General features: G+C 39.2%; 12 protein-coding genes. 3 read left to right on the top strand and 9 right to left on the bottom strand.

Features of this window, described 5'->3' with window-relative positions; all coding sequences use genetic code 11:
- Position 1: 1 nt before the first annotated feature.
- The 3 genes from AAJG31_RS00675 to AAJG31_RS00665 form a co-directional block, all read right to left on the bottom strand.
- Positions 2 to 778, bottom strand: a complete 777-nt coding sequence (locus tag AAJG31_RS00675; RefSeq protein WP_048392531.1) for an SDR family oxidoreductase — start codon at positions 776 to 778, stop codon at positions 2 to 4.
- Positions 775 to 2,010 carry an acyl-CoA dehydrogenase family protein gene (locus tag AAJG31_RS00670; protein ID WP_279495222.1) on the bottom strand — a complete coding sequence of 412 codons (1,236 nt, stop codon included), beginning with the start codon at positions 2,008 to 2,010 and terminating at the stop codon, positions 775 to 777. The genes AAJG31_RS00675 and AAJG31_RS00670 overlap by 4 nt, the downstream gene beginning before the upstream one ends.
- Positions 2,011 to 2,160: 150 nt before the next feature.
- A complete protein-coding gene (locus AAJG31_RS00665) occupies positions 2,161 to 3,048 on the bottom strand; it encodes a LysR family transcriptional regulator (protein ID WP_048392528.1) in 888 nt (295 codons plus the stop codon).
- Between the two features lie 140 nt (positions 3,049 to 3,188).
- On the opposite strand from AAJG31_RS00665, the gene hutG reads away from it, so the two are divergent.
- Complete coding sequence (gene hutG / locus AAJG31_RS00660) at positions 3,189 to 4,154, top strand: formimidoylglutamase (protein ID WP_054550383.1); 966 nt, start codon at positions 3,189 to 3,191, stop codon at positions 4,152 to 4,154.
- Entirely contained in the window at positions 4,151 to 5,335 is a 1,185-nt protein-coding gene (gene gltS, locus AAJG31_RS00655; protein WP_054550384.1) for a sodium/glutamate symporter, read from the top strand. The genes hutG and gltS overlap by 4 nt, the downstream gene beginning before the upstream one ends.
- Positions 5,336 to 5,383: 48 nt before the next feature.
- On the opposite strand, the gene AAJG31_RS00650 is transcribed toward gltS, so the two are convergent.
- From AAJG31_RS00650 to AAJG31_RS00625, 6 genes are all read right to left on the bottom strand, one after another.
- Positions 5,384 to 6,646 carry a polysaccharide deacetylase family protein gene (locus AAJG31_RS00650; RefSeq protein WP_259419593.1) on the bottom strand — a complete coding sequence of 421 codons (1,263 nt, stop codon included), beginning with the start codon at positions 6,644 to 6,646 and terminating at the stop codon, positions 5,384 to 5,386.
- A 487-nt stretch (positions 6,647 to 7,133) separates the two neighbouring features.
- The gene (locus AAJG31_RS00645) at positions 7,134 to 7,970 is read right to left on the bottom strand and encodes a serine hydrolase (RefSeq protein ID WP_279495225.1); all 837 of its coding nucleotides are present in this window, start codon (positions 7,968 to 7,970) and stop codon (positions 7,134 to 7,136) included.
- A 78-nt stretch (positions 7,971 to 8,048) separates the two neighbouring features.
- A complete protein-coding gene (locus AAJG31_RS00640; RefSeq protein ID WP_016993289.1) occupies positions 8,049 to 8,666 on the bottom strand; it encodes a histidine phosphatase family protein in 618 nt (205 codons plus the stop codon).
- Positions 8,667 to 8,710: 44 nt separating this feature from the next.
- A complete protein-coding gene (locus AAJG31_RS00635) occupies positions 8,711 to 9,130 on the bottom strand; it encodes a DUF3995 domain-containing protein (RefSeq protein WP_054550386.1) in 420 nt (139 codons plus the stop codon).
- A gap of 90 nt (positions 9,131 to 9,220) precedes the next feature.
- Positions 9,221 to 9,730 carry a TetR/AcrR family transcriptional regulator gene (locus AAJG31_RS00630; RefSeq protein ID WP_279495226.1) on the bottom strand — a complete coding sequence of 170 codons (510 nt, stop codon included), beginning with the start codon at positions 9,728 to 9,730 and terminating at the stop codon, positions 9,221 to 9,223.
- A 198-nt stretch (positions 9,731 to 9,928) separates the two neighbouring features.
- Positions 9,929 to 11,617, bottom strand: coding sequence for an AAA family ATPase (locus AAJG31_RS00625; protein WP_054550388.1), 1,689 nt, complete (start codon positions 11,615 to 11,617; stop codon positions 9,929 to 9,931).
- Positions 11,618 to 11,710: 93 nt separating this feature from the next.
- Between AAJG31_RS00625 and AAJG31_RS00620 the strand changes: the two genes are divergently transcribed.
- Complete coding sequence (locus tag AAJG31_RS00620; RefSeq protein WP_048392515.1) at positions 11,711 to 12,142, top strand: hypothetical protein; 432 nt, start codon at positions 11,711 to 11,713, stop codon at positions 12,140 to 12,142.
- The last annotated feature ends 26 nt before the right edge of the window (positions 12,143 to 12,168 follow it).

Below are 12,168 nucleotides of genomic sequence, written 5' to 3'. Positions count from 1 at the left end.
CTTAAATAATGGAGCTCATGCCCCCATCTACTACAATGACATCCCCTGTTACATAGTCCGAAGCTGGTGCTGCTAAAAATAAAGCTACGCCCTTCAAATCATTTTCGGAGCCTAAGCGTTTCAACGGTGTAACACCCATCAAATAGTCTTGTCCACGTTCGATTAAGACATTGGACATTTTCGTAGGGAAAAAACCTGGTGCAATAGCGTTGACATTGACTCCATGTGGCCCCCATTTGACGGCTAAATCCTTCGTTAAAGTAATGACAGCCCCTTTACTCGCGTTATAGGCAATCGTATCCATAAAGGCTGGTAGCGTCCCACCTAGTCCAGCAATAGAAGCAATATTAATGATTTTGCCGCTTTTCTGCTCTAGCATAATTTTGCCAACGGCTTGGCTGAATAAAAATGTCCCGTTGACATTGACATCAAATACTTTTTGCCAGGCTTCGTAGGGCATATCAATGGCAGGTGTTCCCCATGATGCGCCACTGTTATTGACTAAAATATCAATTCTACCAAATGTTGTAATCGTTTGGGCTACCACATTGGCAATATCCTCAGGCTTTGTGACATCACAGGCTAGAGCTAATGCTTGAACACCAAGCTTTTCGAGTCCTGCGGCAACCTCCTCACATGCCTCCACCTTTCGTGAGCATAAGACCACATTGGCTCCAGCCTCTGCAAATCCTTGAGCAATTTGCGCACCGAGTCCACGTCCTCCACCTGTCACAATCGCTGTTTTACCTTTTAAGCTAAATAACTCTAGGACCGTCATTTCACCAGCTCCTCTTGTTTGTTGGCATGCTTTTTCAATTCTAGTTTAGCAATGGTATTACGATGCACCTCATCTGGTCCATCCGCTAAACGTAATGTACGAGAATTCGCCCATTGTGCAGCAAGCGTAGTATCGGGACCTACCCCAGCAGCACCAAATGCTTGGATAGCTCGATCAATGACTCTGAGTGCCATATTTGGAGCAACTACCTTAATTATAGCAATTTCAGCTTTTGCCTCTTTGTTGCCTACTGTGTCCATCATATAAGCAGCCTTCAATGTTAAAAGTCTTGCTTGCTCAATATCCATCCGAGATTCTGCAATGCGCTCCCGCATTACCCCTTGATCTGCTAGTGGTCGATGAAATGCCTGTCGCGCTTGTACACGTACACACATTTCCTCTAATGCACGCTCTGCGGCACCAATAAGACGCATACAATGATGAATTCTACCTGGTCCTAGTCTTCCTTGCGCAATGGCAAAGCCTTTACCTTCACCCCATAAAATATTTTCCACCGGTACACGCACATTGGTAAATGTAACCTCACCATGTCCTTCTGGCGCATGGTCGTAGCCAAAAGCCGTTAGCATACGCTCCACTTTTACTCCTGGTGTATCCATCGGTACAAGAATCATAGACTGCTGCTCATGGATAGGAGCCGTTGTATCTTTATGCTTGCCCATAAAAATAGCCACCCTACAGCGAGGATCCCCAGCACCAGTTGTCCACCATTTATGGCCATTTAAAATGTATTCATCTCCATCGCGTTCAATGCTTGCCTCAATATTTGTAGCATCACTGGATGCAACGGCTGGCTCCGTCATCGCAAAGCAGGACCGTATTTCACCTCGTAATAACGGTTCTAGCCACTGTTTTTTTTGCTGTGCCGTTCCATAGCGTACAAGTACTTCCATATTGCCTGTGTCAGGTGCATTACAGTTAAACACCTCGGGGGCCAGAAGTGAACGGCCCATGATTTCACATAAAGGTGCATATTCTAAGTTGGTTAAACCTGCCCCATATTCACTATCTGGTAAAAATAAATTCCACAAACCTGCCTGTTGCGCCTTCTGTTTCAGCTCCTCCATAATCGGTGGAATCGCTCCCCAACGATCCTCCATTGCCTCAACCTGTGCAGCATAAACGGCCTCATTTGGATAAATGTATTGCGCCATAAAATTCTTCAGCTTGTCCTGTAACTTCTCAACTTTTTCACTATAGGAAAAATTCATTAGAAGATACCCCCTTTGCTTGAACTTCGCAAAATGAATGAATGTTCATTTTCATTCTTACAATAAATGTTACCGCTATTTTTCTAGTAAAGCAATGTTCTATTTTTGAATTTTCTAATAAAAGAGAAAATTCATTACTATGGACTTACATCATTTATTTTCAAAAAACTGTACTATATCCTTCAGTAATTGTCGGATGGCTAATGGTAAATGACGGTTTTTTAAGTACACTAGATAGACATTGCGACTTAAATTCAGACCCTCTATTTCTTTTTTTACAATCGTTTTAGCAGTCGGTCCTTGCAAGTAATTTTCAGGTAATATGGTCACTCCTAAATGTTCTCGTACAAGCGATACAGCGGTTTCAAAACGCTCAATTTCAAATTGAATATTGATGTTTTTACCAGCCTGTTCAAATGACGTTAAGATATCTCGTCTTGTTTGAAAGCCCTCGGTACTAATAATAAATGGTTCTTCACAAATATCTGAGATGGTTAAAGTATCCTTTTGGGCTAACGGATGATGTAAAGGTAATACTGCGACCAACCGTTCTTCATATAAAGTTTGAACTTCCAACTCTGGATCATCCATTAGCTGATTGGTGATGATTAAATGAGTTTTATAGCTTTTCAAGGATTTTTTCACCCGCTTACTACCTAAAATATCGACTAAGTGAATTTTCATGTGAGGATAGTCTTTTTTATAGTTGGCGATTACCTTTGGCAGCCAATGCTTAATAGATTCCATGACACCAATGGTGATGTCTCTCGTGCCATGAACAATTACTTCATCCATTTCGATTTTTAGCACTTCCATATTTTTTACAATAACTTTTGCTCGTTCAAAAAGTAACTCTCCAGCTTCTGTTAATTGCAGATTTCTAGTATTTCTCTCTAATAAAGGGGAGCCAATCTCTTGTTCTAATTTTTTGATCGCATTACTTAAGGAAGGCTGCGAAATATGCAGTCTTTCTGCGGCTTTTGAGAAATTCATCTGTTCTGAAACAGCGATAAAATAGTGTAATTGTTTAATGTCCACCTATAGATACCTCCCAGATTTATAGTTAAAAGCTATAGATTAATATTAATTATATATTAGTAATTATAATTATGTGAATATATAATGAATTACAACAATACTTTTTCTACAATAATATTCACAATGGGGTTGATAAGTTTATGTACACAATGACAGATCAAAAACAATGGAAAGGCCGAATAGATTCAACGACAAATACAAGCAGCTTTCGTTTACATCAACAAGTAAAAAGAGTTGCGATTAATGATGTAAGCGCTTCAGATAAGAAAAGTGCTGCTCTCGTTGGCTTTATCTGCGATGAAGGGGTACGTCGAAATCAAGGCCGTGTAGGGGCAGCAAATGGTCCAAACGCCCTACGAGAAGGCTTAGCCAGTTTACCGTGGACATTTGAGGACGATCAGCAAATTATTGATGTTGGCAATATCGTTTGTCTAAACCATGCTTTAGAGGAGGCGCAACGTGAGCTTGGTGAAGTCGTAGCAACAGTACTACAAAAAAACATATCATGTGTGGTGCTAGGTGGCGGGCATGAAACGCTGTATGGCCATTATTTAGGCGTTCGTTCTGCTCTACCAAAGGAAGCTAAAATCGGCATCATCAATATAGATGCTCACTTTGATTTACGACCATATGATGAACAACCTTCGTCAGGTACGATGTTCCGTCAAATTTTAGAGCAGGATCCACACGCTGACTATTTTGTTGTTGGTATTCAACGCTACGGCAATACAAGAGAACTTTTCGAAAAAGCTGATGAATTAAACGTGAAGTATGTTTATGAGGATCAAATGACGGTAGCCTACCAACAACAATTAACGGATGCATTACAACATTTTATGGATAAGCATGATTATATTCTTTTAACATTATGTATGGATGTATTGAATGCAGCATTTGCTCCAGGTGTAAGTGCTCCATCACCGTTTGGGCTTGACCCATCGACTGTGCGCTCCATTTTGCAACAAGTCACTTCACACCCTCACACCCATTCATTTGATATTTGTGAGGTCAATCCGTTATTAGATGAAAACGGACGTACAGTGAAATTAGGTGCCTATTTTGTATATGAGGCACTGAACAACTTACTTAGGGGGCAAGGTTCATGATCGAAATTAATCAAATTACAACGGTATTCCTAGCTGTTGCACTCTTTGCATTAGGAAGCTTTCTTATCAATAAAATAGGCTTTTTAAAGCGTTTCTGTATCCCAGCACCAGTGGTTGGTGGTTTATTGTTCGCTGCTCTTACCACTATCTTAAAAACAACGGGTATTTTAGAAATATCACTTGATACTTCTTTACAAAGCTTATTTATGATTACTTTCTTTACGACAATTGGCTTAGGTGCAAGCTTTAAACTTGTAAAGCTCGGTGGTAAATTACTGATTATCTACTGGCTAGCATGTGGCTTCCTAGCGTTAATGCAAAATGTCATTGGGGTATCTCTGGCCTCACTTATGGGGATCCATCCTTTAATCGGTATGATGGCGGGTGCCGTTTCTATGGAGGGTGGTCATGGCGCTGCAGCTGCATTTGGCCAAACCTTAGAAGATTTAGGGATTTCTTCAGCTATGACAATTGGTGCTGCTGCCGCAACATGTGGTCTAGTTGCTGGTGGCTTAATTGGTGGTCCAATTGTCAAATATTTAGTAGGTAAATATAATTTAACACCAGATGAACAAGAATCGGAAGAAGTCCAATATGAAAATAAACATGAGCAAATTACATCGGATTCGTTCTTTACACAAGTCTTATTAATTACTTTCTGTATGGCTGTTGGTACGTACGTCGGCACACTATTCTCAGAAGCAACAGGTTTCGTTCTACCTGGCTATGTAGGAGCAATGTTTGTGGCTGTATTAGTGCGCAATATTATGGATAAATTCAAACCTGAAGCCATTAATATGAAAAGCATCTCATTAATTGGAGATGTCACATTAGGTGTATTCCTTTCCATGGCTCTCATGAGTATTAAATTATGGGAAATTGCTGATTTGGCACTACCATTATTCATCATTGTTTTTGCGCAAGTATTCTTTATTGTTGTATTTAGTATTTTTGTGTTATTTAAATTACTTGGCAAAAACTACGATGCTGCTGTTATGGTAGCAGGTTTTGCAGGACATGGTCTAGGTGCAACACCAAATGCCATGGCCAATATGTCAGCCGTTGTGCAACGCTTCGGTCCTTCTAAAAAAGCCTTTCTTGTCGTACCGATTGTCGGCGCATTTTTAATTGACGTATTTGGGATTCCTATTATTATTACGACTATCAATTTATTTAAATAAAAAAGAGCTTTGCATTCGTTCTGAGTAGACGATTGCAAAGCTTTTCTATTATTGTAATATCTCACTTACTGTAACAAATTCATAGCCTTGTTTTTGTAAATAAAGAATAACATTTTCTAAACCATTGGCTGTCGTTTGATGGATATCGTGCATTAGAATAATACTCCCATCTTTTACAGAGGCTTTGACATACGCTAAAATTTTATCTGGATTGTGATGTTTCCAATCCAGTGTATCAATCGACCACAAAATCGAGGGGATTGTCATGACAGAACGTACTTGGTCATTGGTCGCCCCATAGGGTGGGCGGAAAACAGTTGGATACTGCCCGATGGCTGCATAAATAGCATTACTTGTGCCATTGACTTCTTGTTTAACGCCTGCTATTGATAAGGTCGTTAATTTTTTATGGCTCAAGGTATGGTTTCCGATTTCATGCCCTGCTTCATAGACTTGTTTAACGATTGCAGCATTTCTTGACACATTTTTACCTACCATAAAGAATGTAGCCTTGGCATCGTATTTCTTTAACGTTGCCAAAATTTGTGGTGTCACCTTAGCATCTGGCCCATCATCAAATGTTAAGGCTACCCGTTTTTTTGCGCCTTTCGCTACTGGCACACCTTTATTATAAACTTTATTATCTATTAACTGAATATCGGCTAGCTCAGAAGCTTTGACATACCCTTTTTGGTCGCCTGCTTCTACATAAGCCCAACCAGCAAGTGTTATGTAATACTGGACATTTGTTTTATTGGGAAGTGTACCAAGAACTTCTCCGTCTGGACTAGCTGTTAAACGTAATTCAGCACCAGCAACAGCATTAATTTTTTTCTTCGTTGGAGCTGGTTTTTTTAATGCGTTTGTCGCTACATATCCTATCTCCTCGCCATATTGAACGAAAGACCAACCACCAGGTGCTGTGCCATATACATAAATTATTCGTCCTTCATAGAGCTGTCCTACATGCTGGGCATGTTGACTTGGGGCTGTAAATAATGTTGTACCGCCCTTTTGAATCACTAGGTATCCCTCAGACTTCAACTTAACTAAAGCATCAGATGTGACATAGCCCTCCTGCTCTGGCGTTTGAATATGTGTCCAACCTTTACTTACTTTTGTTACTGAAACAAAGCTACCTTTCGAAAGTTCCCCGATCTCCGCACTATTCGTAGAAGCTTCTTCAAAAATAACCGTATCTTTGACTACCTTGTGAATCACCACTGACCCTTCAGCATTTACTGAAAGTTGCCCTGCCAAGATGCACATCATAAACGTCAAAACGATGGCAAAGGGTAAAAATTTTTTCATTGTTCTACACCGCCCTTAGATGTCTTCCATGTCTGTTTGCTAAAAAATTGCTAAGATTTAACTTTTATTATAGAGTAAACAACCCTGCCATAAAATAGTAATAATCAACTAGATTCCCTTTTACGATGCTGCTAAAATTCATATTTTAGTAAATACTTATACATTCCTCCTTCCCTTTTTACTGAGAAACTATGCATAGGTTATGATAATTAAATGATGGTGGCTTATTTTGTAGATTTTTTGTTAGCTCCTTTTTCTCATGCTGCTAAACGGCCTACGGACTTAGGTGAGTGACCTTCTCCTTACTGGGAGATGGCTCCCCTCTCTTTTTGAACTGCTCCCTCACTTTTAGCAGCAGCTCTCCCCGTATTTGATGGTTCCTATAAAAAGCTGGTTATCCACCACCAAACCTCAGCTATATAATTCCCCTTTCTATTAAGACGTTAAAAACCATGAAAAAGTTGAGGTTTTTTCATTATTTTTCCTGCTATAAAGCTTCGAAGGCCGTTAGGGCATCTTCAATATGTGGGGGTGGGTTCCATATATAGCTAGGAGCATTGGTTGTAATGAATAAAAAAGATTTCCCTTCTTTCTCGATTATGGTCGCCAGACACAGTCCTGCTTCTGGGGTATAGCCTGTTTTTCCACCTATTATCGGACTGTCTAGACCCGGTAATTTTGTAAATAATGAGTTTGTGATGATTAATTGATTGGGAACATAGGTTGTGTAGTTTTTTGAGGTAAATATTTGATAAAAGGTAGGATTTTCCAATGCATATCGCAGAAGCTTGCTGATATCCCGCACGGTGGATACATGTGCCTCATCATGTAGGCCACTGGTATTAACAAAATGTGTCTCATGCATGCCTAATTCTTGCGCCTTGTTATTCATCAACGTGACAAATTTGTCCTCACTGCCAGCGACAGCATCTGCAAGTGTTCCTGTTGCATCGGCACCTGAGGCAAGGAGTGTACCATACAATAAATCCTCCATCGTGACAAAATCTCCTGCTTGAAAGCCTGCCATCGAAGCATTTTGTGCCGTATAGTTCGCAATCGTTTGGGGCTGTACAATGGTTTGTGTTTGTAAATTATCTGTCATCTCTATGGCAACGATGGCTGTCATGATCTTTGTTAAAGATGCAGGATAAATAATAGCATCCGCATTTTTTTCGTATAATACATCGTCCTGTTCATTGAGTAACAAAGCATTTTGACTATGTAATGATGGCAGTTCTAGATGCGTGAATTCATATGTTTTGCTTGTATAATAAAATAAGAAAACCATGATACAAATACAGCCTACTAACATCCATTTTTTCATAAAAAACGCCTCCTACACATTATAAGAGGCGGCATTTCTGAATATTCCTTGAGAAAAATGGGATGCGCTCAAATATTTTCACAGGTAAAAATCATCATCGAAATTTGAACTAATTCTTGTAATCTCTTTATTTTTTAATTTGAACATTACATCTTGAGAAACCTCTAACTTGAGCGTCTCTTCTTTGCTTAGACTTGCATAGACGCCGCGTAAAATACGACCAGTTAAGCCATGCGAGACAATAATCACTTTTGAAAGTGGTTGAATCGTTTCAAGCAAAGCAGTTAATCTGCTTACAACAGCTTCATAGGTTTCCCCATCTGGTGCACGAAAATACCAATTGAAGGCATCTGTGTTCGTTAACAAGGCAGGCCATTGTTGCTGTATTTCCGCCATGGTTAATCCAGCCCATTGTCCCACAGCAACCTCTGTTAAACGTGGATCCTGCCTCACCTTGTTGCTGTCATAGCCCAGTGTTTCACAAAGTATGGCTGTGCTTTGCATGGCTCTTCCCATTGGACTTGATAGGATGGTCCATTCATCTGCATCGCCAATGAGTGATTTCAGCATGCGTGCATTTTGCTGAACCTGCTCCCGACCACGCTCAGTGAGTGGTGAATCAAGCTGTCCTTGATATCTCCCTTGTGTATTATAATTTGTCTCACCATGGCGAAGTAAGTAGATCATTTGCTCCATTTTATATCCCCCATTCTGCTCCCCTTATTAAAGTAAAATTGCTGTTAAACTAACACCAGCACATAAACAAAGCTAAGAAACAAGCATAAAGGACTATACCATTTTGAATCATTTTGAGCAAATGTGGAATGCTTAATCGTTTTAAAAATACCAACATACTTAAAATCACCAATTGCTCGTAGCAAAAATACTAGCGCACAAACGATACTTCCTACTTTTGAAAAAATAGAGGCTTGAAAAAATGGCATGAAGCCTCCTTGAACAAGGATGATACCACTTGCTAGCATCAACAGCATTGCAACAAAGAGCGTTCCCCATTTTCTAGGCGTAAAAACGGCTTGTTGGCTGCCTTCTTTCATAGGAATAACAGCTTCTGTACCCCATCGACCACCAAAGGCCCAATAAATATGTAGGATACTAATGAGCCCTAATAGTCCCACTGCGACAATTGATAAAATAAACATGTTCTACCTCCTCTTCATTTACATACGCTACCGTATGTTCTGGCGTTAAATATAGTCCCTCAAAGCCCATGTTAGCTCTGAGAGACCTTCTTACTGTATTAACAGCTTAATCATTTTTTCAAGATCGAAATGAGGATTGGCTTCAAATCGTGTCATCCAGCCTATATAGGTTAAATAAGCTAATCTTGCACGATCAGTGGATTCGTCTATGCTGATACCACTTTTTTGATAGAGTGTCGCCACACAGGCTATTCGCTGCTCCTCTATTTGAACGATACGCTTTGCGACATCTGAATCATATTTGGCCCAAGCATAAATGCCTATCTCCATCTTTTTATTTTTGTGAAAACTTATCCGTAAAAGCTGCTCTAGAGTAGCATCAACTTGCTCCATATTTTGAATAATGGCCTTTGTTGCGTGGTTTTCCCAATAGTCTAGCATGGCATCTAATAGTTGTTGACGATCAGGAAAATAATGATAAAAGCTACCTTTACTAATGTTTAATGATCGAGCAAGTGCTTCAATACGTACTTTATGAATCCCCGCTTCTGCTAATTGCTCTAGACCCGCTCTAATCCAATCCTCTTTCGTAACTTGCATAATTGCCCTCCAAAAAATACGTTAGCGTATGTTTTGTCTTATATTACCACTTTATACATCACTCATCAACTTTTATCGTTTTTATGGCGTACATTAATATGATTATTCACTGTAACATGAACTGTTACTAGTCGTGGTAAAATACATGCACACACTAAAATAAACACTAATAGCTTTTTCATGAATTTACTCCTTGTCTTAAAAAGTATTGTCAAACAACTTTTCTGCAATGCCCTGTAAAATATCCTGCTCCTCAAATGTCATGAGTTCTTCTCTCGAGATTGTTGCCTGTTGAATCAATCGGTTTGATTGGATCGTCACTAGTTTCTCAAACAAGTTTCGAATATAACGACCATTCGAGAAATTAGGGATGGTTTCAATTGGCATATGACGTAGCTGTGTTTTCATATGTTGGGCAAATGCTTCGCCAAATTGATAATCGTTCGTTTGACAAAGCATCGCAAAAATATCATAGAGTTCATCCGTGCTAAAATTATCAAATTGTACAAAATGATTAAAGCGAGATTTAAAGCCTGGATTAGATTGTAAAAAATCTTCTATTAGCTCTGTATAGCCCGCAACGATAATTACTAAGTCATCACGTAGATCCTCCATTGCCTTTAATAAACTATCAATAGCTTCCTTCCCAAATGCATCCTGTTTATCATTTATTAATGAATAGGCTTCATCAATAAAAAGTACCCCGCCCTTTGCTTTGTTAACGACTTCCTGAACCTTTAACGCTGTTTGTCCAACATAGCCAGCGACTAAACCTGCACGATCTGTTTCCACAAAATGCCCACTTGAAAGGACGCCAAGATGCTTGTAGATTTGGCCAATAATGCGTGCCACTGTTGTTTTACCTGTGCCTGGATTGCCCGAGAAGACAAGATGATACGTAATAGGAAAGCTTGCTAAACCATGATCCACACGCAGACTTTGAATTTTAATAAAGTTTATTAAATTATGTAATTCCTTCTTTGCATTCGGAAGACCTACAAGACTATCTAATTGTTTTTGTAGCTTGGCAATCTCTTGCTCGACTTCAGGTGTAATGCGTAACCGCTCATCGTTAATAAATTCACCACTATAGATAATTTTGCCTTCTTCATTATAATAATCGCCTCGTCCATGTTTTTTGCCTTGAACGAGGTCACCAATATAGGAAGCTTGCCCATTGGCATAATAGAGCGTTCCTTGCCCTGTCATCATATCCTCTTTAAATTGCCCTTCCGCTTCTAAAATTCCATCCCTAGAATATACTTTGCCTTTACCATGCTTTAGGTCCTCAAAGAAATGACCTTCATAGTGGAGATTAGTTACACCACGTGCAAGCTCCTCAGCTGTTGGTGATTCCGTAGGGTAATATAGCTTCCCTGCCCCTTGCATATGATGCCAAATAAAATCACCCTCATATTGTAAAAATCCATTTGGATAGTATTGCTTGCCTTTTCCCTTTTTCATGCCATGGACAAAGTCACCCTCATACTGCGGTTGATTTAAATGTGGATACTGTGCTCGTAGTGTTTGATAAGGGCTAATTACTTCTTCTTCATAATATAAAACACCATAGCCATCCATTAAATCATTGCGAAAATGACCTTCATAATGGATATGACCATCCTTATATAAAATGCCATGACCCTGTTTTTTATTTTGTATGAATTCACCCTGATAAATGAGTTGTCCTTTCAAATACATAATGCCATTGCCTTGCTTCATATGATTGACGAATTCACCCTCGAATAATAATTCTCCCTCTTGATCAAATAGCGAGCCTTTGCCGTCATAAATATCGTGACCGAAATCATTCTTCTTGACGCCACCTCGATACATGATGATTCCACTTGGGTAAAATAGTTCTTTTTCTTCATGATTATGTGTCATTTAATTGCCTTCCTTCATCATTTCAGTATATGCTCAATTATAGCGTGGAAAAGAATACATATGTGTGAATTTTTAGAATTTAAGGAGACAAGCATGAAAAAAAGATACAAACTACTTCTAGGCATTTTACTACCACTACTTATTCTGTATATCTCGACAATGCTGTTAACACGAGACACTGATTTTACAACAGAGGTAACAGAACGTCTCGAAATGGAGGAAATTCATGAGATTGAAATTATTCGTTCCTCAGATGAAAAAACAGTAACGATTACTGACGCAGCAGAAATCAATCAAATTATGCAGCCATTCAAGGACCTACCTTTAAAAAAGGTGTGGTTTTCAAATTCTGATTCTCATGAAGCATACTGGCTAACACTCTCAATTAATGACAACAGAGAAATTGGCTTGCGTTTAGATGATGACCAGCATTTATTTGTGTATTTATATGAGGAAAATTACATGAAAGATTATAAGCTCACTAAGGATATCGATACGACATTTATCAAACAATTGTTTCAGTAAACGTAAAAACCCGTGCATGTACGCAC

Source organism: Lysinibacillus sp. BS3, from assembly GCF_039614735.1.
In the GTDB taxonomy this organism is placed as follows: Bacteria; Bacillota; Bacilli; order Bacillales_A; family Planococcaceae; genus Lysinibacillus; species Lysinibacillus capsici.
This window is presented reverse-complemented; position numbering and strand designations above follow the sequence as displayed.